We start from the raw sequence: 26035 nt of genomic DNA, 5'->3' as shown, positions 1-26035 counted from the left end.
GCAGGTAACGTTGGGTGGACTAAAAATACTAGTAGATAAGATTGCAGCCTCAATATCAAAAAGCCAATTACATAAAATTCGAGTAGCGCAGAAAACTAGATTAACTGGTAATTTCTGTCGTTCATGCCAATACTAACTTAATGGTTTTCAACTACTATTGGGATTATGAATAATTGGTCTGGCTCTATTAACTCAAATATCATCAGCCATTTTTCGGTATTTTTGGTTCTACTTGGAAGCTATACGTTTTCACTTGGCGTTTACGCCGAGCAACGAAACACAATTACTTTAGCCACCTCAGAAGCGAGTCCATTCAGTAGCGCGCACAACCCTAAACAAGGGTACGTAAACGAGGTCATTCACCTTACATTTGAAAAAATGGGCTACATCCCCAAAATTGAATTCTTTCCACATGCTAGAGCGATATATCTCGCCGACGGCGGAAAAGTTGAAGGTGTTTTTCCACTTCGCGATAGCACAGTACGTGTTGAGGGGATGATATATTCCGATGCTATCCGTGGTGGGAGCATCAACTATCTTGTCCATAACAGTCGAAACATTCATAGCTTATTAAACACCGAATTAGGCGATTCGATATCACAATTCAACAACTTAGGCCTTTCCCGTCTTGGGGTTTTACGCGGTGCACAGTTGCCGTTGAGTCTTCGTGAGGCTGAAAATATCGATGTACTCTTAGCCAAATCATTACCGACATTGTTAGATATGTTAGATAGGGGGCGAGTTGACTTTATTTATATAGATGAATACAGCGCAAAACAAACAATAACTAATCATCGTCCCCACTTATCACAGAAATTTAAATTCATTAAATCGCTTAGAAAAAGCAATCCCCATTTCTTAGGGATATCGAAAAACTTGCCCGACGCCCCCCAAATTATTGCGCGTTTCAATCAAGCATTGGCTTCTCTAGAAGCTGATGGAAGCATCGATACAATATTAAAGCGATACGGTATTTTCATCGAGCCGGAAAATGTCGTTACAGAGAGAAAATTAATAGTTGGTGCGCCTAATATTAATGGTATTGAAACCGCTATTAGATACTTGAATGACAGCGGTACGACTTTCCCAGAGCAAGATATTCAGTGGCGTGTCATGGAGGAGAGTATACTCAGAAAGCACATACAGGGAGATTTTGCAGTTAACGAAACACAGTTTGACTTAGTAATGCTAGGTAATTTCGAGGTGCCTATTTGGGCCAGAAATGGTTGGTTGTTACCTTTTCCCGAGCCGCCCTCGAACTACGATATGAAAGATATTATACCCATCGCAAAGCATTCAAATACATACGAAGGTGAGGTCTATGGTTTACCGTTTGTAGGAGAAACAACGCTAACCTTCTACCGAAAAGATCTGTTGCAGAACGCTGATATTAGTTTGCCCAAGCAGATGACTTATAGAAACCTAAGCGCCATTGCTATGGAAATTCAAGATCCCAAATCGCAACTGTATGGTGTAGGGCTGCGCACAAAAGTAGGTTGGGGGCAAAATATGGCATTAATTGGCACCATGGTAAATACGTACGGTGGAAGCTGGTTTGATGAAGATATGAAGCCGCTGCTTACTTCTAGGTCGTGGGAGCGAGCAATCAAGGACTATGTTTCAATCGCGGTAAACAACGGTCCCCCAGGTGAATACGATTTAGGGTGGAAAGATAACCAGCAACTCTTTGCTGACGGAAAATTAGCATTCTTTGTTGATGCATCATCATTAGGTGGCTACATCTTAGATCCTTCTTCTTCGAAAGTTTCGGAGAATGTCGGGGTGACTTATGCGCCAATAGGAACAACACCAAAAGGGGCACAATGGTTTTGGTCGTGGAATTTCGCGATACCTCATTTAGCTCACAATAAAGAAATAGCACAGCAATTAGCTTATTGGTTAACTTCTAAAGCGTTTATTACTTCGGTTAAAGGTAAGTATGGTTATTACGCAGCGCCAGCTGGCACTCGTCATTCAACCTACAGTGACAGCTATATAAACGCTATTCCTTATGCTAGCTATGAATACAACGCACTGCTAGCAACTGAGCTTGATAATATTAATGTCCCCACGACTGGAAGCCAGTTTGTTCCAATCCCAGAATTTACGGCGCTCGGTTACCTTGTGGGAGTTCAGATAAATTTAGCAGTGAAGCAGCAAGTTACTATTCAAGAGGCATTAAAAACAGCGCAACACCAATCTGAAGCCGTAATGAGGCGCGCTGGTTATTATAACAACTGAAATTCCCACTTACATTTAGTTTGCAGGGCAAAAAATACCCAATACAGCCTCTCGCGAAGCGCCGGTAACAGCAGGTACGTTGCCTGGAATATTATTGTTGTGTGCAAAAGCTAGCCACGCGAATGCAGCCCCTTCAACGTGTTGGGGGTGAATATTGATACTGTGGCTGTCGCTCACTTGATAACTTGGCAATAAGTTGGCTATGCGTTGCATCAGCACAGGGTTAAAGGCACCGCCCCCACAAACGATGACTTGTGCACCTATAGGCATTTTTTGCTTGTTAATCTCATCGGCAATGCTTGTTGCTGTTAGCGCTAGTAGCGTCGCTTGCACATCTTGAGGGGGAAGTGTGCAGGCTTGTGAATTGGCGAGCGTATCAAGATAAGACGTTAACCATGCTATATTGAAATATTCTCTGCCAGTGCTCTTCGGCGCGGTTTGATGAAAATAGCTATCGGAAAGTAACGTTGTTAATAAGTCATCACTTACTACACCGGTATTAGCCCATAGCCCCTTGTCATCATAGGGCTTATTCAAATGCAGCTTAACCCACGCATCCATTAGGGTATTGCCTGGGCCAGTATCATAGCCAAGAGGAGCAATAGTATTTTGTTTTGCTGCTAAAACTGAAATGTTCGCAATACCGCCAATGTTAACCAACACTCTTGGCTGGGTATCGTGCGCGAAGATAGCATTATGGTAGGCTGGAACTAAGGGCGCACCTTGGCCGCCTAGGGCAATATCTTTGCGCCTAAAGTCAGCAACAACATCAATATTTGTGAGTACGGCAAGTGTATTTGGGTCGCCAATCTGACACGTAAAACCTTTTTGCTCAACGTCGTTGTGAAGCTCAACTCCCTGCGGGAAGTGCCTAATGGTTTGTCCATGAGAGCCAACTGCGGTGATATCGCTTGATGAAAGCTGAGTTTCTAATAGCAACACGCTTACGGCATGTGCAAAGCTTTCTGCCACCAACCTATCGGCTGTTGCCATAGCATTGAGCTCGTTAGGAGTAGGTGTGCAAAGTGAATGAAGTAAAGAAAGTAGATTAGCTGGATAAGAAATAGATACCGCATGTAAGGTTTGGCACTTATTGGCAGTGATATCGCAAAGGACGGCGTCAACGCCGTCCATGCTAGTTCCTGACATAAGGCCAATATACTTTGCCATAAGAAGGCTATTTCATTGCAAGCATTATGCGTTTGTTGTTATTAAGCTGCTGTTGACGTACATGGGCAATGTCCATGAATGCTTCACGCTCTTCAGCGGCAATAGGTAATGCTTTTGGCAGCGAAACAGTACGAGGGTTACGGTGTACGCCGTCTACCAAGAATTCATAGTGAACATGCGGGCCAGACGCCAAGCCTGTGCTACCTAAATAACCAATAGTTTGACCCTGTTTTACCGTGTCGCCTACTTTCACTGCACGTTTTTTAAAGTGCAGATACTTAGTGGTATATTTTTCACCGTGTTGCACAAATACATGGTGACCATTGTACTTGTCGTACGCTGACTTAATGACTTTACCATCGCCCGCCGCCATAACTGGCGTACCAACGGCAGCAACATAATCGGTACCACGGTGTGCTTTCCAGCGTTTTTGCACAGGGTGAAAACGTGCTTTGGAGAAGTTAGAGCTCACGTACCTAAAGTTAATAGGTGCACGTAAGAAGCTCTTACGCATGCTTCTGCCCTCAGGCGTGTAGTAAGTGCCGTCTTCATGCAAGATAGCGCTAAAGTCTTCACCTTGGTTGGTAAACTCTGCGGCGACTATGTCGCCATAGCCCACAAACTCACCATCGATGTATTGTTCTTCAAACACCACGTTAAAGGTATCGCCTGAACGAATTTCTGTCGCAAAATCGATATCCCAGCCAAAAATACCCGCAAGGTTCATAATTTGATTGCTGGTTAATCCGGCCGTTGCCCCAGCATTCCAAAAGCTTGAATGAATTTCACCTTGTGCAAAATTATAGCGAATATCAACGTCACGCTTTTCAAGATCGGCTGTTAAGCTATTATCTTCACTGGTGGGGTCGGGGCGAATGAATAAAGTTTCGGTAGAAGAAAGCTTATATTTAAGCTCACCAAACGTACCGTCGTTATTAATTTTGAACGAAAGCTCATCACCAGGTAACAAGGTAACCAGTGTTTTAGCAAGGTCACCAGCTTGAGTAACATTGTAAACGTCACGAGAGGTAAAACCCGCACGCTTAAATAGCTTTGCTAGGGTATCGCCGCTGCGAACTTTATAGGTTTGCCAGTTCGACTCTTCTTCGATTGAAAAGACGTCGGTTGACGGCATAATGTTCAAATCGAGAGGGTAACGAATACCGGTATCAAGTACCAAAGCATCTTGATGACGACTCGCTTCTACCGTGTCTGACGGCAAAAGAATAAGCCCACCTAAGAACATACTAGCAATAGCTAATCCTGTTCGGTGTTGCTTTGGCAATTGTTTAAATATGTTTAGCGCCTTTAGGGCGTCTAGTTTGATTCTCATAATACTACCTACTTGAGAATTTTATGTGCAATGTACTTGTCACATAAGTTGCTCAAAAATGCAACTTTTCTCATTGTTTTTTAGCGCAAAAGTTAATTATTGAACGCAATGGCAGTCCAACTCCTGCTTATTGAGTTGGACTGAGCAGGTCGAGAGCGATAACTCGCTTTTGCGCCCGCGGGGAAGAAGCTTCCACAAACACGCTGTAAACCCATCCATGGGCGCTCCGCCATCGCATCCATGCGATGGAGGGTTTGTTACAGCTTCTTCCCCACAGACACATGCGAGTTATCGCTCTTCACTAAAGTAATAGCAAGGCAATAAACACACCTCAACCATTGCGTTCAATAACGAACGTGACGACAAGTCATCCGCTTTTTGACGCAGAAACCTTTTAATGGTTCCAATGTCCGCGTAAAATGCCGCTCAAAATAGATTCTACAACATCAAGAGTGTGAAATAACCGATGAAAGACTGGCAAACAGCGCTAGCTGAAATTAAACGGGGAACGGATGAAATTCTCCCCGAAGAGGATTTAATTGAGAAATTAAAATCCGGCAAAACCCTAACCATTAAAGCGGGTTTTGATCCTACTGCGCCTGATCTTCATCTTGGTCACACTGTTTTGATCAATAAACTGCGTACCTTTCAGCAGTTAGGCCATACCGTTGTTTTTCTTATTGGGGATTTTACTGGCCTGATTGGCGATCCTACAGGGAAAAATGTGACACGCAAGCCCTTAAATAAAGAACAGGTATTAGAAAACGCGCAAACGTATCAAGAACAAGTGTTCAAAATTCTTGATCCTGAACTGACTCAAATTCGCTTCAACTCAGAGTGGATGGATCAGTTAGGCGCTGCTGGCATGATTAAACTCGCTGCCAGCCAAACTGTTGCACGTATGCTAGAGCGTGATGATTTTAAAAAGCGTTACAACAATGGCCAACCTATCGCGATACACGAATTTTTGTATCCACTTGTGCAAGGTTGGGATTCAGTAGCGCTTAAATCTGATGTTGAGTTAGGCGGTACCGATCAACGCTTTAATTTGCTAATGGGCCGCGAGCTTCAAAAAGAGCAAGGTATCAAGCCACAGTCTATTGTGATGGTGCCATTACTTGAAGGCCTAGATGGCGTTCAAAAAATGTCTAAGTCATTAAATAACTATATTGGTATTACTGATGCGCCAAACGATATGTTTGGTAAAGTAATGTCGATTTCAGATGACTTGATGTGGCGTTATTATGACCTGGTAAGCTTTCGTCCGCTTGAAGAGATAGCTGAACTTAAGCAGCGCGTTGAAAACGGTGAAAACCCACGTGATATTAAGATATTGCTAGCGAAAGAAATTATCGCTCGTTTCCACGACGATGCGGCAGCGGAAGGCGCACATCAAGATTTCATTCAGCGTTTCCAGAAAAATGCTATTCCTGATGAAATGCCAGAGTTCGAAATTGCACTTGGCGAAGAAGGTATTGCTATTGGTAACTTATTAAAAGAAACCAAGCTAGTAGGTTCAACGTCTGACGCAATGCGTATGATTAAGCAAGGTGCTGTGAAAATTAACGGCGATAAAGTAGAAGATACTCGTCTTGTACTGACCGAAGCTGGCGAAAACGTTTATCAAGTGGGTAAACGTAAATTTGCGAGAATTACGTTAGCCTAGTTTGGTATTAGCGCTTAGGCCTTAGTATTTAGGTGTTAACGCAAATACCAAAAAGCCCCGATTTATCGGGGCTTTTTAATTTCAGTAGATTTTTAGGAAAACCGGAGTAACATTTCTGCGCCTTCACATTCGCAGGTTTCAGGGCACACAGGGCAGTCGTAACCTTCGTGGATTGACTCATAGCGCCATTTGTTTGGGTGCTTTTTAATAAGTTCACCCCCGTTTTTGCTAAAGTATTTAAACGCACTATTACCTGGGCTTGAAAGCCAAATATGAGCAAGGCCTGCTTCAGCGCCTTGCGCTTTGGCCGCGCTTACCGACTTTGCCAATAAGGTACTTCCAATGCCCACTCCTTGCATAGCAGGCGATACCGTATTGCATTTGAAATAGCATACTTTTTCCGGTGCCACCGGCCAAAGTTCTGGGCTGCACCATTTATCACATTGCCACTGCGAATGAGCGTAGGTAATTCGAAAACCAACAATGTCGTTACCACAATAGCTTACCAAGCTAGCATTGATATTGTTGTGCCAGCTTTTATCGTACATGGCCTTTAATGTGTCAGGCATCAGGTAATTTTCACCCTGAACCTCATTACCTAAGCGTATAACATCATCAAAATGTTCGGGCGCTAAAGGTAGGTATTTAACGCTATTTAAGTTTGCTGCTGTCATGTTGCTCTTTCATACCATCAAGGTGAAAATCTAATGCTTCTACAGAAATGAGTATTTCTTTTACCGACATCCAAAGTGAATACAGAAGGGAGACTAGGCTTAATGCGAATATCCAATTACCCACTTGCTGATAAGTAAGGTAAATCGCAAGCATAGAGACGACACACAAAAAGAAACTGCCAACCCCGGCAATTTGCATCCGCTTAATAAGCTGAATACGCAGTCTCAAGTTCTTGATTTGGGCTAGGGTATTGTCGTCACGCTCTTCTTTTGAAAAGTTACGAATAAGCGTAGCAAGGGTTAAAAAACGGTTGGTATAGGCCAGCAACAGCAATGAGATTGCTGGAAAGAGCATGGCGGGTGTTGCGAGATCTATTTTCATGAATTGTCTGTCACCTTAGTGAATGCGTGTCAGTGTATCAAAAGTGTAGGGATGTTGTCGTCTGATAGTGAATAGTAGTGTAGGTGAGTGTTTAGTTGGTGTTAGAAACGAAATGCAGTTGAAAAGGCTTTAATTACAGAAGTTTTTTACAGAAAACTACATTCTGTCAATTGGCATTTGAGAAGCATTCCAGCCCAGCATGTCGCCTTCTAAATGCATGACTTCAGAAAAATCTAAGTCTTTTAAAAACTTCATAGCAAGTTTAGCCTGAGTGCCAGATTGGCAATAAATAATAATAGGCTTGTCTTTATGGCCCTCTAGCTCGGTAAGATAGTCGTTAATGTTTTCTTGAGGCATATTGATAGCACCAGGAATGTGTCCATCGGCAAAGTCGCTTGGAGAACGCACGTCTATAAGCATCCAGTCATTGTTTTTCACCCGCTCAATGAGGTACGGGGAAGCCGCAACCGATCCTTGAGAGGTTGCTTTCGCTGTGCATTGCAACGAAACAAATAACGTGATTGCAACAACGCAGAGAAACGTGACTAAAACGATTCGCATGAAAAACCTTTAGATAAAACGAAGCAATATTATACCTTGTGGCAGAGCTAGTTAATACCCTTACACAGTGTTTTTAGTTCATTAATTAACCGCAGTGAGAACCTGCTGGTAATGTCTGGATTGACGACAATCAAGGGGGCTGACATAAAGCGGCGGTGGGGATGCCAAAATTGCTCAAGATCGGACGCTGGCTGTTTGCTTGCGGCTACCAATGCAAAAGGCTGTCTAGATAACACTTCTTGTACCGACACTTGCGGGTAATCGACGGGGCTATCACCAAATAAGGTTTGCGCACCACATACGTTAAGCAGCTTATTCGGCCACGCATTGTCACCTATGGTCATTAGTGGCGATGTCCAAGAGTAGTAGAACACCTTGTGCTTTGATGGCGTGGCGTACTCGTTTCTCAGTGCCGCCAGATGGCGTAAAAACGCATTGGTGAGCGCATTGGCTTTTTCTTCTGTGTTAGTTACTTTACCTAAACGCTTCAACTCACTGGCAATGTCTTCAACTTCGGTGATTTTGGCTCGAAACACTTTATAACCTAAGCTTTCTAAGCGGTGTAAATCTTGCGGCTTATTACCCCCTTCCCACGCTAATATAAGGGTAGGTTGTAGCGCCATTATTTGTGTTAAATCTGCACCTTGATAGTCGGCTACTTTAGGTAATAGCTGTGCTTCTTTAGGAAAGTTACTGTAGTCGCTAACGCCAATTAAGTGCGCTTCTAAACCAAGGCTATAAACCCACTCGGTTAAATGAGGTGCAAGCGTAATAATACGCGGAGCTGACTCATTAGCTGAAGCACAATGAGGGGCTAGTACGAGTAGTAATGTAGTAGTTATTAACGCAACTTGCGTGCGCAGCTTGTGAAATACGCTTTTCACGTTAGAAGACCTCGCTTAGGGTTTGTGTTTGTACTGCGACTAATAACAAAAAGACACTCGCGATGGCGGTAACTACAGCCATGGCACCGACTATAGTGCGTTTGCTGCGTATCATATCTGAATACTTTACTTGCTCGGCACCACCCACGCGAGGGTAGCGGTACTTCCGACCATGATAAAATGCAGGGCCGCCTAATTGAATGTTTTGTATTCCACCAAATAGCGCGAGCAACAGGGAGGTTTTATCTCGTGCTTTACTTCGTTTTACCGCTCGAATACCTTTTACAGGATGAGTGAAAAGTAGCACTGCGACACACCCGAGTAGTGCAGGGGGAACTACTAACAAAGAAACAAGCTTTCTCACCGGTTTTGCAAAATGCACCATTTTAGGATTTCGATAGTGCCATTGCCATGAGGTGAGCAATAACAGACGGTAGGTGAGCGCTCCAATCGGGCCAGCCAACATAAAGTAAAAAATAACGCCGCAATATAGATATAAAAACTTAAGCCATAGCGATTCAATAGCCGCTTTCGCAATACCTACATCGGTTAATTGGGTGCATTCACGGGCGACTATGGTGTCTACCGTTTCTCTGGTAAGGACTTTTTTATTTTTACCTACCGTTTTTAAAATCTTACTGAATTGATGGCGCTGATAGGCAAAATCGAGCAAGGCGACCATGATCACGGCTTCGAAAAAAGCAGGGTATTGGGCCATGTATATGAGTATGGCAAGGCAAACGATTAAGGGCGCCAATAAAACAATGGCCGCCAATGAACCGGAGATATAATGTTGAGAACGGGAGTAGCTTAGAGAGGGAAGAACTTTAAACCCCATCTGCCTAACCAGATAACGCATAAGGGTAAGCGGGTGGCTGCTAAGCGGCCACCGCCAAACGGCATCTAAAACAACTGCCAACCATAATACCAGCACCGACTGATATGCTGATTGGGTCAGCAATGCTTCCATTAACTGTTACGCCAACGCTTTAATCATAGCCATAACAAGTTGCGCTGAATGTTTTGCAGCAGTATCTAAATATTCTTTAAAACTGACCGTTGATGTCTTGCCTGCGATATCCGACAGCGAACGTATGACAAGAAACGGAACATCAAGCATGTGACAGGTTTGGGCTATCGCAGCACCTTCCATTTCAACCGCTTTCATATCAGGGAAACTTTCACGTAACGCTTCTACAGCTTCATCGGTACCGATAAACGAATCGCCAGTACAAATAAGGCCACTGGTAGATTGGATGTTTTCTAACTCGCCCGTCGCCGTTTTGGCAGCTTCAATTAGCGTATTGTCACAACGGTAGTCTTCAGGCATGCCAGCACATTGGCCAAGCTTGTAACCGAAATGGGTTAAATCCACGTCGTGATGGATAACGTGTGTGGCAATCACCAAGTCACCAATGTTTAAGCTTTTATCAAAGCCGCCAGCTGAACCTGTGTTTACTACAGCATCTGGCGCGTATTGTTCAATAAGTACCGTAGTGGCAAGTGCCGCTGCAACTTTTCCTATGCCGCATTTTACCAACACAACCTCAACATTATTAAGGGTGCCTTCATAAAAGGTTAAGTGTTTCCATGTGGTTTCTTTTAGGTTTGAAAGTGAAGCTTTAAGTAACGCAACTTCTTCGTCCATTGCGCCTAGAATGCCAATTTTTTTCATGCCAGTCTCTTTCATGTCAGTCTCTTTCACGTCATTAACGATTTAGTCAAATATGGGGGAAAGCAAAAATTGCTATAGATATGGTAATGAATTGTATAAGGAAATGAGGAAAACTGACAGGAAAAAGCCTTTGTCACCTGCTATTACAGCAATAATGGAGCGCAACAAAGGCTAGGGGGAAATAGTAATATTTTACGCAGCTGCCGCGCGGCTAGACCTTACTGGGCGAGTAGGGCGCTTAGTCGGTTCAGGGTTGTGCGTAGGAAGCTGTGACATTTTTTGTTGAATTCTTCTATAAGGAATAAGCTTGTTTTCAAGGCATTCACGAATGTCGTCGACGGTATAACCCGACTTAACCTTAATGCGCGCATGAGGAACACCCGCCGCATCTAATGCGCCAGATACAAACCAATCGCGCTGGGTTTTGTAACCTTCCTTCCCTTGGTTATGCACAAGGTCGATAGCTAATATTGGGCTCATGTCCTGTTTATCGACCAGAATAAAATCGAGTTGGCGCGAAGAGGCTCTAGAAATAGCTTGGCTGGCCGTTTTCTTGTTGGCCGATTGCCTTACTGACACTATGTCGCTCAAGCGCACACGGCAAATGATACGAAACTCTCGCCCCATTGCTTGTTCAATAAGGTTTAAAAATGAGTGCTCTACAGGAGTGAAAAGCTGTGGCTTTCGGCGAAAAGGAAACGCTACGCCACCATCTGATAATTTTATGGCGCCTAATGCCACCACAATAAGTAACATCATTAAAATAATTGCCAGTTCCATCATATTCCTCGCATATCAACGTGTAATGCGCGTCATAAAAATGACGCTTTTTTTGACACCACTGTGGTTCTTTACTGAAATTGCAAAGGCAGTGCCACATTGAACGAGGAGAGGAGCTAGGCGGAAATAAAACTTAGGGGAGGTTACGGCTTACTAATGATAAGTACATCAACTTGCGTGCCCATATTATCCGGTGACACCACAATACGAACCGAGTCATCTATTGCTGCAAGCATGGTGCGGTGGTTAACCGGCGATTTTTTTACAAATTGCGGATAGGCATTTTGATAGTAGGCAATAACATCTTTAGGTGTGTGCTTAGTAAAATAAACTAAGCTAGCAGGCAAGCTATCGTCGAATTGCTGACACTGACGGGCATTGGTCATCAGCGAGACGTCAAAAAAGGAAGCAGGGCAAGTCTGAACAACAGGTGCATCTAATGAACTGTTGGTGGTCACAGTATCGGCTAAAGCTTGGCTGGCCATTGCTAGCCCGCCAAGTAAAACTATATTGATGCTTTTACGTAAACCGCTTGTCATTATTCTTGTTAACCCGTAATCACTCTTTGTATCGATAATAGTGGGCTAACTATATAAGAGCAATAGACAAATAGTTGCACAAGGTATGTTCATTACATGATGGGTATATTGCGGCCACTTTTATCTTTTGCGCTATGTATTCAACCTATTATTTGTACTTCTTTATATAACGCATTCCAATATCATCATCATGCCCCCTAGTATCTACTTGAAAGTATGGCCCATTAGCCTTGGGATAAAAGATAGTAATAATGATCTCGATTATTTTTAATATTTATTTAACATTTTTTTCAAATTAAACTACTCTACATTTGCCACCGGTGGCATTTGGTGGTTGGTTTACTTATTTAAAATAGCTTGTGAACTTTTGCTTTAGTTTAGCTTTAATATCTTTTTTGAAGTAATTGAAGGTAATGTTTTCTTAGTTTTTGGTAAAAGTTTATTTTTATTTTTTTAATAAAATTCAGGGATTAAAGATGAATGTTATAACTAATTTGAAGAAAGGTAGAGCCTCGATTGCTGTATTGCTTGTGTGCTCAATGTCAGGTGCTTATGGCTCGGGCTTTCATACCCAAAACGGGGGTGCGACCGGTGGCGCAGGAGGTGATGTGGTACGCGTAACAACGGGCAAACAGATACATGAGGCACTCTGTAATCGGAACACCAGTGAAACACCGATTATCATCGAAGTAGAAGGCACTATAAATCACGGTAATACTGAAAAAGTGTCGGGAAGTAGTTGCAATACCGCAGAGGATAAAATTGAATTAAAAGACATTAGTAACGTAACCCTTATAGGGGTAGGTCAAGGTGCCTTGTTTGATGAACTTGGAATACACATACGGAATTCTACCAACATTATTATACGAAATGTTCACGTTCGAAATGTGAAAAAATCGGGTTCACCAACATCTAACGGTGGCGATGCCATCGGTATTGAAACCGATGTGCGAAACGTGTGGGTAGATCACGTAACATTAGAAGCAAGTGGCGGCGAAAGCGAGGGTTACGACGGGTTATTTGATGTAAAGGACAATTCAAAATATATCACGCTTTCGTACAGTCATTTGCTCAACTCTGGTCGTGGGGGATTAGTAGGTTCAAGCGAATCCCAAGTCAATAATGGGCCATTAACCTATCACCATAATATTTTTGAGAATTTAAACTCGCGAGTACCTCTAGTGCGAGGGGCCACTGCGCATATTTACAACAATCATTACGACGGTATTGAATCGTCGGGTATCAATTCAAGAGCAGGGGCTGAGGTTAAAGTTGAGAATAACTATTTTGAAGATGCTAAAGATGTGTTGGGAACGTTTTATACCACGACTGATGGCGATTGGCAGGTAGCCGGGAACATTTTTGGAAGCGGCGTAACATGGAGTTCATCTGACGATGACTATCAGCCAGCCGGTCCGAACGTGGTTTCTACCACTAGTGTTGGCATCCCGTATTCTTATACTCTCGATAATGCCTCATGCGTCCGCAACATCTTGCAACAAACAGCTGGCGCGAATAAAAATTTGCAAGTATCTGACGGTAGTTGTGGAACTACTGGCGGTGGTGACAACGGCGGTGGTGACAACGGCGGTGGTGACAACGGCGGCGGTGATAACGGCGGCGGTGATAACGGCGGCGGTGATAACGGCGATACGCCTTCCGGCGTTAACCTCTCTCTCTCGGCCGATGCTGATGGTAGTTCAAAAGCAAGTGGTACCAGTTATGGCAACGTTAAAGATGGGGATACCAGCACCTATTGGTCACCTAACGGTTCAACCGGTCGCGTTAGTATCAAAGGGTTGGACACAACCATTAACGCAGTTCGAATTGTAGAAAGAAGTGGTGCTGAAGGGCGCGTTACGTCTTGGAGATTGGTTAATAACGACACTGGTTCAATCATTACATCAGGTAACACTATTCCTGATCCCATAACGTTTTCAGATGTAAGCTTAGGCAAACTTAACTTTGTCATTGATTCATCATCATCGACGCCTCAAATAGCTGAATTCGAAATTTATTTTGGGCTAGATAGTAATGGAGGGGGCAGTAGTGATGGAGGTTCAAATGTTGTCAATGGCACGGTGAACGGAATCTATAGAATTACCCCTGTACATAGCGGACGAAGTTTTGATGTAGCCAACTGCGGAACTACAAATGGTTCAAATATTCGCCAATGGGAATGGTTAGACAATGATTGTCAAAAATTTACCATTTCGCAAGTGGATGGAATTTGGCACCGTATCTCACCATTAAACGCATTGCAGCAGAGTTTAGAGATATCAAATAACTCGACATCTGCAGGGGAGAACGTTCAATTGTGGCAATATAGTGGAGGCAATAATCAACTGTTCCGCTTTCAATCTGCCGGTTCGGGTAAGTGGCGAATTGTAGCAAGAAACAGCGAGCTATGCCTTGATATAGCTGGGCAGGGCGGGGGTAATGGTGCCAATATAATTCAGTGGACTTGTATTGCTCAAGCAGACAATCAAATGTTTGAATTGACTAGACAGTAAATAAATACGCGCCCAACTTGTGGTGTGGGCGCTTTTATATGCCACCGGTAGCATTTTATTAAATTCATGTTAATATCGCCTGATTGTTCAAATTTGGAGCAGGTTAGGAATGGAGCGATATATTATTCCCAGTGTTTTTCAAGCAATTCAATTGTGTCAATTCATTGCTAAATCTAAAACTGGATTAACGGCTACTCAAATTGAAGAGACACTTCACCTACCGCGTACATCTGTATTTAGATTACTAAGAACGTTGTCGAGTGAACGGGTAATTGAAAAACGAGGAACTCGCTACTTTTACGGTAGTAGAGTTTACGAAATTTCTGCGGCTAATTCTCGCGCCCGCCATCTTCAAAGGCTTATCGCACCGTCGCTTGCTTCTTTGTTAGCTTCTTCAGACTGCAGTGCCATTATATGTGTGCCAGGCGATTATTGTGCATTTGTTATTGATGTATTGGATGCGCGCCCAAGCCGTATATCAAGCATTCGTCCAGGAAGCAAACTTCCACTTTTTAACTCTGCACCAGGTCATATTATGCTCACATATCATAATCGTTATACACGCCTTAAAGATTCTGAAAAAATAGCGTTTTTCGATAAAAATCTAGCCACGAAATACCGGACTGAAGTATGTACTCGTGGGTTTGCCATGAGCTATTACACTAGACGGAATGCAACGTTACTTTCGGTTCCTGTATTTGCAAAAGAAGGAGAGTTTGTTGCCATGTTGGCGGTAGAACTTGAAGGCAAAGAGTTCGATTACAAGACATTACAATCATGGGGTGAAAAACTAAAGTCCATCGCTCGAATACCCCTAACCTTTAGTCTTGCTGATGAAGAGGAATCAGTGTGAAATATTTAGTATCTGGATGCGTAATACTATCGTGTGTATTTTTCTATTGCGGTTTATTTAGGTGTGAAGCCACGCCGTTAGCGTTTGATGGGGCAAGAGGATTTGGAAAGTATACAGAAGGCGGAAACCGTGGAAGAGTCCTAGTAGTTTCGTCATTAAATGATAATGCTAAATCCCCTCAAAAAGGTACGCTTAGGTGGGCAGTAAGACAGGCTTATCCTCGGCTCATCGTGTTTAGCGTTTCAGGCATTATTCACTTGGAGAAAGAGCTTGAAATAAAACATGGAAACGTGACTATCGCAGGGCATACTTCCCCTAGAGGCATCGTTATTTCAGGAGCTTCTACCAGCATAGAGGCTAATCAGGTTATTTTTCGGCACTTGCGCTTTCGGCCTGGCCGCTCAAGCGAAGAGGGCGATGCCCTCACGGTACGCAACACAAAAGATGTCATAATAGACCATTGTTCTCTTAGCTGGTCTAGCGACGAAGTAGGATCTTTCTACAACAACGAACGGTTCACACTTCAAAACAGCATTCTATCTGAGAGCCTGAATAATGCGGGGCACCACAAGGGTAACCATGGGTATGGCGGGATATGGGGGGGAAGCAATGCAAGTTTTATACAGAATTTACTTGCAAACCACACCAGCCGAAATCCTAGAATTAATGGGTGGCGGCTTAAGCCTCTTTATGCTCAGAAAAATGAATTTGTCGACATCAGAAACAACATAATTGCCAATTGGCAGAGCAACTCAACCTATGGAGGGGAAAATGGGAAAGCCAACCTTGTAGGTAATGTATACGTGCCAGGACCAGCTACACAGAAAGTGTGGTTCTATCAAATATGGGCGCTTGATAATCCCGCAACGTCGGTTTTTATTGCCGACAACGTAATGCGTTCTCATCCACAGATGACATCTAATAACCGGTTAGGTGTTGTTGTAAAGAATCTTAAGTTAAATACCCCATCCGCACAGCTTATATTAGACAACGTCTTAGTGGATAAGCCGCTTAATACAAAGGCGATTGATGCGCTGAATGACCCTATTGTAAGTGCAGAAGCGAGCTGGAATACATTGATCATTAACAGGAATATAGGCGCAAATCAAACTCGGTACGGTATGCAATTAGACCCTGTCGATACTCGGATTCTTGCCCAGCTAACAACTAATACGTATATGTATGAAAAGGGAATTATAGATAATGAGTTAGATGTAATGGCATGGGAAGACTACAACGAATACTTTAACCTGAAAATACCTTCCAACATTAAAATTCAGCAACCTGTTAGTGACGAAAAGTGGCAAATACTTGCTGGAATTACTCCAAATCAGCATTAATGATTCATATTTTAATATTTTGTTAAGAAGTGGTTAATTTTAATGTGAAATCTTTTCCTTTTGAGTGATAATGCCACCGGTGGCACGGCAAAGGCACCTACAGCGCTGTGTTGATTTTGGAATTTAGGAGTTCAAAACATGAAAGTGTTTAAATGGACAGCGCTTGCGCTAACGGTTTCCACAGCCTTTTCAGGCATGGCACAAACCAATGAGTCGATAGAAGATCAAACTGAACAAACCCAAGCTAGTGACACCCCTGATGATATAGAAGTAGTTGAAGTAAAAGGGGTTAAACAAGCCGATTTGAAAGCTCGTGATTTAGAGCGGATGAAAAGCGGGTTTAGTTCTGTTATTTCAACCGACGATTTAGGAAATTTTGTTGATCAAAACGTTGCTGAGTCTCTTAGACGGTTGCCTGGTGTTACGCTGCAGCGTTCTGAAGGTGAAGGGAAGTACGTAACGGTTCGAGGCCTTGGGCCTGGTTTTGTATCTATCAACATGAACGGTTCACAGATGTCAGGCGCAGGCGAAGAGCGCAAAGTAGGCCTAGATGCGCTGCCCGCTGATTTATTAGGAACCATTGAGGTACTGAAAACGCTGACCCCAGATCAGAATTTAAATTCGATTGGCGGCACCGTTAACGTAAAAGCAATATCGGCGTTTGATCGAGGAAAGAACACCCTCAAAATGCGCATTCAAGATGCATATTCAGATGCTCGTGAAGCCCATTCACCTAAATTTAGCATTGACGGGACTCAATTTTTTCTTGAGAACACCCTTGGCATAGGATTTGCGCTTTCACATGAAGACCGAAAAACGCAAATAGACGAAACCCGTCATCATAGTAGTAACGAAATGAAGTTTTACACGGCTGATTTAGGTAAAACCGAGGAAGAAATTGCTGCGGGAGACGAAATTCTCGCTCCGGCTCAGCTTGAAGTTCGCCGAGAAATAGCGGGGAGAACCCGACAAGCTGCAGCGCTTAATATTGAATACAAGCCTTCTGCAGATGCGTACTACTATGTTAAAGGAACGTACACGCAATTCGAAGACGACGATTTAGCCTTAAGGGAATTCTACGACTTTCAAGATGCCGGTTCGGTAGGTAATGGGGAAATTGTTTACGTAAACAGCCAAACAAAAGAATTTATTCTCAGTGATATCGATGTTTTTCATCAGCATTTTATTCAAGAAAGTGAGAACAAAACGGCGACCTTCAGTATCGGGGGAGAAAATAGAATTGCCGATAGATTTGTGTTCGATTATGAGTATGCCCAGTCTCGTTCTGACGAAGACTCAAACGGTGATAGGCGGGTTCAATTTCGCGAGCGCGACCTGATTGTATATGGCCAAGCATCTAGAGATAACATACGCGCAAAAACGCTTAGTCCAGATGAAGCAGCAGGTATCGCTGGTCTTTCTTATGACCCCAATAACAGCATATTTGGCACGTCGGGAAGTGGAGATGGCTCTGACCTTTCCAATTATCAATTCGATAATTTGTTTCTCGAAGGAGGCGACCGTGTTGATGAGATTAAAACCTTCAGTTTGAATTTACGCGCCGATGTTTTTAACGACTGGTTAGACTTCATTAAGATAGGTGCCGAAGTTACCGAACGAGACCATGTGCGTAATAAAGACCGGTGGAGTTTCGATCCTTCTGCGAGTGATTGTAGCGACGAGGTTTGCATTGCGGCTGTTAATTCCACTTTGGCCGATTATGAAAGTAGTATTCCTGACAACAGCGCCTTTCAACTGCCCTTCGAAAGTCGTAGTGTTGTTGATGAAATCGTTAATGCTACACGGCAAACGGTGGTGCCCGCGACCAACGGTGAAGTATCAATAGAAAGTACTAAAGGCGACTACAGCATTGTTGAAGATACACAAGCAGTCTACGCAATGGCGGAACTTCCACTTGGAGCTGACGCTACGTTAACAACGGGCGTTCGTTGGGCACAAACAGAATTTTCATCTGCGGGTTATATGTCACTTGAAAACGATGACTTTGAGTTCAATGGGGCAGGAGCGGGTACGTTAGATATTGCTATTCCTCTTCCTGATGCAACCATCAAATACAGTGAGTTTTTCCCAAGCGCACATGTGAAATGGGAGCCCTCTGAAACCTTGTTAGTTCGGGGAGCGGTATGGACCAGCTTTACGCGTCCATCATTTAAACAAGCACGCGCATATGCCATTTTTGATAGTGATATTGAGCTGTGCCCTCCGGGCTCTGATGACTGTGACGATAGCCAAGGTGGCGCTTCGTTACAACAGCTTAGCCAGTTTGTATTGGGCTCTGACAACGCATTAGATGTTGGCAATCCTAATTTATTGGCAATGACCTCGATTAACTACGATGCATCAATTGGATGGTATCCTAGCGAAAACCTATTCATGGAAGCGGCTGTGTTTTACAAAGACATCGATAATTTTATTGTTGATGTTAACGGTATAGGCATGTCGCTTGATGAACTTCCCCTTACGTTACCGGTTAATCAGGTGACCGAGTTTGTCATTCCACAAGACTTATACCTCAACGAAATCAACATTACCGTTAATGGGGACAAAGCCACCGTATTTGGGATAGAGCTTAGCTACAATCAATACTTTGAAAATGGTTTTTTCTTGCAAAGCAACGCGACTTTGCTAGATAGCGAAGCCACTTTAGATAGCAGTATTCGTCAGGGAACTGTGGCCTTACCGGATCAGGCTGATACAACATTTAATCTTGTTGTAGGGTGGGAAAGTAAAACCTTTTCGGCTCGATTGATTGGCAATATGCGCTCAGAAGTTCTTGAGCAAATTGGCTCCTGTCCAGGCACTGCTAATTTGAACGATCCAAAAGCTTGTAAGGTATGGGGTGACCAATATCAAGACGATGTGAAAAGTCTCGACTTCAAACTTCAGTACGACATCACTGATTATGCCCAAGTCTATTTCGATGCAATTAACCTTACCGATGAAGCCGACTTGCGCTATTTCGAAGGCAATGCCTTAAGTGGCGGTAATGTGCTGTTTCAAAAGGAAGAGTATGGCCGCAGCTATCAGCTTGGCGTAAATATTAAGTTCTACTAATTGTTTGTGCTGGGGTAACCCGGCTTTATCCACCCTATATCGCTGGAGCGGACAATTTAAGACGTAGTGCGCCCAGTAGAAAATGGAGATTGAGTACTATGAAACTCACAAAAATAGCAGCCCTTGTGGGCGGTGTTATTCTCATTAGCGCCTGCGGCGAAAAAAGCAACACTAATGTCACCCTTCCCCCAGATCCCGCATTAACAGGGGTGTTTGTAGACAGTCCGGTGTCGGGGTTGGGTTATACATCTGCATCGGTCCCCGATGGCGTAACCAATGCCAGTGGAGAGTTTTCTTATTTTAGAGGTGAGCAACTAAGCTTTCATATAGGTGACCTCATATTTCCTGATGCGCCAGCATCTAGTGTTATATCACCTCTCGATTTATTCGCTACCGACAACCCATTTAATCAATCGGTAGTGAATACCATTCGTTTGCTTCAATCGTTAGATATTGATGGCGATGCTAGCAACGGTATATCGGTTAGCGATAGCGCGGCTAATGTGGCAGTGGCCACCCTTGATGACGGGCAGTCACTTGGTGATTTCTTTAATCAATCAGATGCTGATTTTGCCGCCGACGTAGAAATTTGGCTAGGCTCGGCTGGCGGGGCGAGTAGTACCCTTGTTGATAAAGCAACTGCCGTAACTCACTTCGTCAATTATCTTGAAACTGATCTTGGTACATTGTTTCCAAATACCTTTGATGTGACAAAATTTACTGGGGAAATATACGCCCCAAACATTAAAGGGCGTACGGTTTCTCAAGCCACTTATACCTTTACACCAAGCGATGAAACAAATTTAGCAGGTGGTTTTGTACGGGTTCACGGCGAAACTAACGTTACTGGCAGTTACACGTTTTCATTTGGCAGAAAAGTCATTACGTTAAATTATGACGATCAGACTGAGCACCTTATTTCTCGGGCTTACAATACGGTAAACGATGTATACAGCCTTTGTGTGGTATCGGGCGAAGAAGCCACGACTAACGCGTTAGCACTACAAGTTGAAAGTTGTCTGGCTAAAGACGATCCCGCAGCGTATTTGTTCGCTTTTACTCAAGCACAGTCTGACGCACAATTGATGAAGTTAGAGGAGGCCGCGAACGCTATTCAAGCCGCACTAGAAGAGAATTTTGATACCGATACAGATACATTTTTTTCATCTTCATATAAACGTCTAAGTGACGAGCCTGATGCTGGTGCGCTTTATTACGTTACCGGTGGTAGCCCATTAGTTGATGCTACTACAGGACAGCTTACCTTGGAAGGCGATCGGTTTAGCATTGGAAACGCCGCTCAAAACCCTGGTGCAAACACATCTTCATCTAATACCGTAGGCTCGGGTATTTACAACCTGAGTGAAGGTTTTACCATTAGCTTCGATGTTATTTCTCATAATAGTGGTGGGTCATTCTCGCTTTATGTCGACAACAACACGACAGGACAAGATAACTCTGTACATGGTGCTGCCTCTAAATTTGTGAGTGAAGGTTTAGCGGATGGCGCTATAGTGGCGGGTGAACGTTTCACTTATACCTACGAGCCTGGCGACGATATTGGCGGTGGTGATCCCACGGCTCCAGATGCCAAAATACTCGACAGCAGTATCACTAATAGCTTCTTCCAATTACGCACAGACTCAAGTGCAACGATTACCATTGATAATTTAAAAATTGAGACGATAGCAGATGCGGTTGAACCGCCTCCGCCGTCAGAACCGGATCCTACCGAGCCTGAAGAACCCGTTATTATTCCAAGTGTATCGCTACCCCTGTCGCTCAGCTTTGCCGAAGAGAGTGAAGATATATTTTCAACTAATTTTGCTGCAATAGAAAATGGGGAGGGTGAACAAGTTCCTATGCTTAGTATTACCGGCGGCTCTGTAACTCAGGTTGCAACCGGTATTGAACTGGATGGTGGTCGTTTCACGTTAGGAAACACTGAGCCGGATGTAATAAGCTCGTCTGACGATACATCTTCTACCGGCGCACTCGATTTAAGTCGGCCATACACGGTGGTATTCGATGTTATCTCAGCGGAAGATACCGAAGGCGATAATCACTTCCAAATTTACGTAGATAATAATACGTCAGGTAGCGCTAATTCACACTTAGGGGGAGATTCACGTTTCTTTAATGAGCCGGTGGTTGATTTAGTAGCAGGGACTACCATGACCGTAGAGGGGCAGGTAGCGACACCAAATTCATACCTACAATTTAGAACCGAAAGTGGCTCAGTTGTCGTAATCGACAATATTCATATTGAGTATATCGAAGCGAATGTATTGTTAGATGAAACGTTTGAAACCGATATCGATACTTTCTTTAGTGCAGAGTATAAAGCGACCGATGCTACTACGCCTTTTTATAGTGTTACCGGTGGTGGTTCAGGTATTACCATCACTGACGGCGAATTATCTATGGACAGCGCTCGATTCACGTTGGGCAATACCACTCCTGAAATCGATACCACAGCTGAAGATACCACCACGACTGGCGTGCTTGATTTAAGCCGTGAATACACGATTAGCATGGATGTGATTGCTATAGAAGATGCCGAAGCTAATAACAACTTCCAAATCTATGTCGATAACAATACCAGTAGTAGTGGTAAGTCGATACATGGCAGTGATTCTAAGTTCTACAGCGAACTCATTACCTCCCTCATACCAGGCCAAAAGTTGACGATAGAAGGATTGGTTGCAACGCCCACGTCGTTTCTTCAAATGCGAACTGAAAGTGGCGGTAAAGTAGTGATTGATAACGTGGTCATCGCCTACGTTGGTGATGCGCCTAACAATAGTCAGTTCAATTGTGATAGCGAGCCTGAACTTTATTTTTGTGACGATTTTGCAGAAGGTTCATTGGATAACTTTACCCTGATTGCAGACGATGCAGGCACTAACGGACCTCAAGGCGTATTCGATATTCTTGATGATGATGGCAACAACGTTCTTCGTTATACCGCTGGTGGCGAAGGCGGGGAAATTTTGTTAGTTAAAGAAACGGCACTAAGTGGGTTGCCTGAAAGCGGCAATTATTATGTCGAAGCCCGTATTCGTCCGCGTCAAAATAGTACTACTCGTAACAAACAACTTTTCTTAATGGGGCGTTATGTTAGTGCTGGCAACTGGTACGCTGGTGGACTTAATATACAAAATTCATCGAGTAGCACGCAAGTTGAAGTGGCGATTAGTACTGATGGGAGCATTGCCCGTCCTGTACAGAAAAAATCACCTATCTTGCTAGGTGAAAAAGAGGAAACTGATGGCACGTGGTATCGAGTACGTTTTGACATGGATGGTGAAAACCTAACGGTTTACCTTGATGGTGAAAACATGGGGAGTACTGTGGATTCAACCTATAACGCAGCGGGTTTAATAGGAATTTTTACCAACAACAGATCTTTTGAATTAGATGACCTCAAGGTTGGAAACCCGTTGGTAAAGCCGGTTCAGCTTACGCTTGATTATAAAGAGCCTAATTGGGAAACCACCACCAGTAGCGATCCGTTGTTTATCTATGTCACCGCAGTGCAAGATGATGGTATTACCGAAGATACATTTACCGTAACAACCAGTGATGCCAATGTATTAACGATTGCTCAAGATGGCCCGCAGGTGACACTTACGCCTACGGCTGAAGGAAATGCGATAGTCACAATCACATCGGGTTCTGACCCCACGTTAGTAAAGCACATTGCTGTTACTGTCGAGGAAGGATTTATTATGCCGACGGCCGCTTATGGTGATTTGTCTGCGGATACGATCCCCAGTTCTGGCAATCAAAATGCTTATGTCGATACGCTACTCACCTTAACGTTTGACGATACGCCCACGTTAGGGAGTAGCGGTGAAATTCGCATTTACAACGCTTCTGACGATACGCTTGTCGATGTGGTGAATGTAGCTGGTGATACCGACTACATTGGTTTCAAAGGCCAGGAAAGACAACGCAAAGTTAATTATCGTCCAGTTTACGTTAAGGGGAATTCACTTGTAGTTAAGCCGCATACAAATGCACTCGATTACGGTCATTCTTACTATGTATCTATTGGGGATAACGTCTTAACCAGCGGTACTCTGAATGGAGAAACGTTTGTAGGCCTTGGGAAAGATGCGGATTGGGCCTTTAGTACTCGAGAGGCCGCTCCTTCAGGCAATTCGATTGTCGTTGATGACGACGCTGAGGCCGATTTTCGCACGGTGCAGGGCGCGCTTAATCACATTATGCAAAATGTCCCTGTTGAAACACCGTCGAACGTCACGATTAGAGACGGTGAATATCAAGAAATGCTGTTCTTACGGGGTAACAATAAGGTTACTTTGCAAGGAGAGAGCCGTGACAATACCCTTGTTTATTACGACAACTTTGAAAGCTTTAACAGCGGGAGTGGCAAAAGCGAAGCGCCCTCAACAGGGACTCCTTCAGGCGGCAGAAGTGTGTTTCTTATAGAGGGCGTAGATGACTTAACCTTTAATAACTTTACTCTGAAAAATTCACATATTCGAAGTAATGCCTATTCAAACCAAGCAGAAACACTATTATTTTAATAGCGATGCCGGAAGATTAACCGCGGTGCGTATGAACTTTGTCAGTGAACAAGATACGCTCTTGCTTAAAGGCTTTAGTTGGTTCTACCAATCGTTAGTGGCAGGCAATGTAGATTTCATCTGGGGCTATGTTGATACTGCGTTGTTTGAAGAGAGTGAAATTCGAACAATTGGTGATTCTAAAAATGGAGATCCAGAGGAAGACACCGCAGGTGGGTACATTCTGCAGGCGAGAGTTCCTGAGATTACCAATAAAGGTTTTATTTTCCTGAACAATCAATTTACCCATGGACCAGGTCCTATCGGTAACGGTGTACTTGATAACTCAACCTATATTGCACGCAGTGGTGGAAGTGCGGATTACTTCGATAATATCACCCTTATTAATAATCGATTTGATACTCACATAGCGACTAGGGGCTGGGCGGGTGAAGGCGTTCGAAACCAACCCGCTACCAATCCTAGTCCAGCAACATCGACGGCAGGCTGGCGCGAGTATGGCAGTATGGACATCAACGGTAACCCACTAGATCTTTCAGCTAGAGAGTTCGTGTACATTTTATCTGAGAGTGAGGTTGCTGCGCTTACCAATCGAAGTGATATTTTTTCTCATTTTAACAATGGTGAAGGCTGGGAACCGCAAGCACCCAATGTACCAGAGATTGCGCCGGCACCTACCTTTACGGCAAGCGGCTTCGCACAGTATAGTTTCGATTTAACTGGTGGAGCGGGTGGAACGGTCGTTACTGTGGATAACGGTTTGGATTTAAAGACTGCACTGGATAATGCAAGTGCAGCGAATACACCGATAACGATTTATGTTGATGGCACTATTACTGATGCCAACTCAGGAGGCACGGGGTCTGCCATTGAAATACGTGATATGAATGATGTGTCGATTATTGGTGTGGCCAACAGAGGTGAATTTGATGGAATTGGTATTTTAATTAAACGTGCCAATAATGTGATAATTCGCAACTTACGTATCCACCATGTACTTACAGAAGGTAAAGATGCTATCTCTATTGAAGGTGATAACGACGGTTCAAGCACAAGCAATATTTGGATCGACCATAACGAGTTATATAGCACCTTAGCGGTAGATAAAGATTTTTACGATGGGTTAGTTGATAGTAAACGGGGCGCAAAAAATATTACTATTTCATACAATTATCTGCATGATCACTGGAAGGCATCGTTGCACGGTCATACCGAAAGCGATACTAGCAGTGCAAGCACTGAGCGCTTAATTACCTTCCATCACAATCGCTTTGAGAATATTGAATCTCGATTGCCATTATTTCGCTATGGCCACGGGCATTTGTATAATAACTACTATAACCAAATATCCTCTACCGCCATCAATTCGAGAATTGGTGCTGAGTTACAAATTGAGAACAACGTGTTCGAGAATACCAAAAACCCAATAGTATCTTTTTACTCCGATGTTATTGGGTATTGGAACACATCGGGTAACGTATTCGGTGAGGGAGTCACGTGGTCTGAGCCTGAAGAAGGGGATGTTGTCGCTGGGCCAGATGCAACTCCTACATCAAGTTTTGAAGTACCTTACGATTATGTGCTTGAAAACGCAGATGTCGTGAAGCAGCGTGTTATTAATCACTCTGGCGTAGGTAAGATTATCCAAGATATGTCTGCTATTCCAGGTAAACACTAATACGCAAACTGATGATGAGTTGAAAAGCGCCATTATTGAGAAGATAATGGCGCTTTTGAATGTCAGAAAAATATCTTAAAACGCACGTCTCTAAGGTATTAGCTTTAGCGTATTA

At 43.6% G+C, this 26035-nt stretch carries 18 protein-coding genes; 8 read left to right on the top strand and 10 right to left on the bottom strand.

Annotation, left to right across the window (positions count from 1 at the left end; genetic code table 11):
• Positions 1 to 165 precede the first annotated feature (165 nt).
• Positions 166 to 2241 carry an extracellular solute-binding protein gene (locus AVL57_RS15760; protein ID WP_057789739.1) on the top strand — a complete coding sequence of 692 codons (2076 nt, stop codon included), beginning with the start codon at positions 166 to 168 and terminating at the stop codon, positions 2239 to 2241.
• Between the two features lie 15 nt (positions 2242 to 2256).
• Here the strand turns inward: AVL57_RS15760 and AVL57_RS15755 are convergent, their stop codons facing one another.
• Together AVL57_RS15755 and AVL57_RS15750 are read right to left on the bottom strand one after the other, a co-directional pair.
• Positions 2257 to 3411 (bottom strand): anhydro-N-acetylmuramic acid kinase, encoded by a 1155-nt coding sequence (locus AVL57_RS15755; protein WP_057789741.1) that lies wholly within the window; start codon positions 3409 to 3411, stop codon positions 2257 to 2259.
• A 7-nt stretch (positions 3412 to 3418) separates the two neighbouring features.
• Positions 3419 to 4744 (bottom strand): OapA family protein, encoded by a 1326-nt coding sequence (locus tag AVL57_RS15750; protein ID WP_057789743.1) that lies wholly within the window; start codon positions 4742 to 4744, stop codon positions 3419 to 3421.
• Positions 4745 to 5210: 466 nt separating this feature from the next.
• Here AVL57_RS15750 and tyrS point away from each other — a divergent pair, with 466 nt between their 5' ends.
• The gene (tyrS, locus tag AVL57_RS15745; protein ID WP_057789744.1) at positions 5211 to 6410 is read left to right on the top strand and encodes a tyrosine--tRNA ligase; all 1200 of its coding nucleotides are present in this window, start codon (positions 5211 to 5213) and stop codon (positions 6408 to 6410) included.
• Positions 6411 to 6502: 92 nt separating this feature from the next.
• On the opposite strand, the gene AVL57_RS15740 is transcribed toward tyrS, so the two are convergent.
• The 8 genes from AVL57_RS15740 to AVL57_RS15705 form a co-directional block, all read right to left on the bottom strand.
• Complete coding sequence (locus AVL57_RS15740; protein ID WP_057789746.1) at positions 6503 to 7084, bottom strand: GNAT family N-acetyltransferase; 582 nt, start codon at positions 7082 to 7084, stop codon at positions 6503 to 6505.
• Positions 7062 to 7466, bottom strand: a complete 405-nt coding sequence (locus tag AVL57_RS15735; protein WP_013782824.1) for a DUF2721 domain-containing protein — start codon at positions 7464 to 7466, stop codon at positions 7062 to 7064. Before AVL57_RS15735 ends, AVL57_RS15740 begins: the two co-directional genes overlap by 23 nt.
• Before the next feature lie 156 nt (positions 7467 to 7622).
• On the bottom strand, positions 7623 to 8027 hold the full coding sequence (locus tag AVL57_RS15730; RefSeq protein WP_057789748.1) for a rhodanese-like domain-containing protein: 405 nt from the start codon (positions 8025 to 8027) through the stop codon (positions 7623 to 7625).
• A 47-nt stretch (positions 8028 to 8074) separates the two neighbouring features.
• Positions 8075 to 8911, bottom strand: a complete 837-nt coding sequence (locus AVL57_RS15725) for a cobalamin-binding protein (protein WP_231751133.1) — start codon at positions 8909 to 8911, stop codon at positions 8075 to 8077.
• A gap of 1 nt (position 8912) precedes the next feature.
• Complete coding sequence (locus AVL57_RS15720) at positions 8913 to 9881, bottom strand: cobalamin biosynthesis protein CobD/CbiB (RefSeq protein WP_057789750.1); 969 nt, start codon at positions 9879 to 9881, stop codon at positions 8913 to 8915.
• 6 nt (positions 9882 to 9887) lie between these two features.
• Positions 9888 to 10586 (bottom strand): 5'-methylthioadenosine/adenosylhomocysteine nucleosidase, encoded by a 699-nt coding sequence (locus tag AVL57_RS15715; protein ID WP_057795931.1) that lies wholly within the window; start codon positions 10584 to 10586, stop codon positions 9888 to 9890.
• Positions 10587 to 10778: 192 nt separating this feature from the next.
• The gene (locus AVL57_RS15710; RefSeq protein ID WP_013782829.1) at positions 10779 to 11366 is read right to left on the bottom strand and encodes a DUF2726 domain-containing protein; all 588 of its coding nucleotides are present in this window, start codon (positions 11364 to 11366) and stop codon (positions 10779 to 10781) included.
• Positions 11367 to 11509: 143 nt separating this feature from the next.
• Positions 11510 to 11905: a hypothetical protein gene (locus tag AVL57_RS15705; RefSeq protein WP_057789752.1), complete on the bottom strand. Its 396-nt coding sequence runs from the start codon at positions 11903 to 11905 to the stop codon at positions 11510 to 11512.
• Between the two features lie 476 nt (positions 11906 to 12381).
• Here AVL57_RS15705 and AVL57_RS15700 point away from each other — a divergent pair, with 476 nt between their 5' ends.
• The 6 genes from AVL57_RS15700 to AVL57_RS21435 all read left to right on the top strand — a co-directional run bounded on the left by AVL57_RS15700 (position 12382) and on the right by AVL57_RS21435 (position 25920).
• Positions 12382 to 14418, top strand: a complete 2037-nt coding sequence (locus AVL57_RS15700) for a pectate lyase family protein (RefSeq protein ID WP_063456795.1) — start codon at positions 12382 to 12384, stop codon at positions 14416 to 14418.
• A gap of 109 nt (positions 14419 to 14527) precedes the next feature.
• Positions 14528 to 15271 carry an IclR family transcriptional regulator gene (locus AVL57_RS15695; protein WP_057789754.1) on the top strand — a complete coding sequence of 248 codons (744 nt, stop codon included), beginning with the start codon at positions 14528 to 14530 and terminating at the stop codon, positions 15269 to 15271.
• The gene (locus tag AVL57_RS15690) at positions 15268 to 16611 is read left to right on the top strand and encodes a pectate lyase family protein (RefSeq protein ID WP_231751132.1); all 1344 of its coding nucleotides are present in this window, start codon (positions 15268 to 15270) and stop codon (positions 16609 to 16611) included. Before AVL57_RS15695 ends, AVL57_RS15690 begins: the two co-directional genes overlap by 4 nt.
• Positions 16612 to 16749: 138 nt before the next feature.
• Entirely contained in the window at positions 16750 to 19686 is a 2937-nt protein-coding gene (locus AVL57_RS15685; protein WP_057789756.1) for a TonB-dependent receptor, read from the top strand.
• Between the two features lie 98 nt (positions 19687 to 19784).
• Complete coding sequence (locus tag AVL57_RS15680) at positions 19785 to 24242, top strand: pectinesterase (RefSeq protein WP_232363267.1); 4458 nt, start codon at positions 19785 to 19787, stop codon at positions 24240 to 24242.
• A complete protein-coding gene (locus AVL57_RS21435) occupies positions 24205 to 25920 on the top strand; it encodes a pectate lyase family protein (protein ID WP_252372463.1) in 1716 nt (571 codons plus the stop codon). Before AVL57_RS15680 ends, AVL57_RS21435 begins: the two co-directional genes overlap by 38 nt.
• The last annotated feature ends 115 nt before the right edge of the window (positions 25921 to 26035 follow it).

Origin of the sequence: Alteromonas stellipolaris, assembly GCF_001562115.1 — a bacterium.
GTDB classification, from domain to species: domain Bacteria; phylum Pseudomonadota; class Gammaproteobacteria; order Enterobacterales; family Alteromonadaceae; genus Alteromonas; species Alteromonas stellipolaris.
This window is presented reverse-complemented; position numbering and strand designations above follow the sequence as displayed.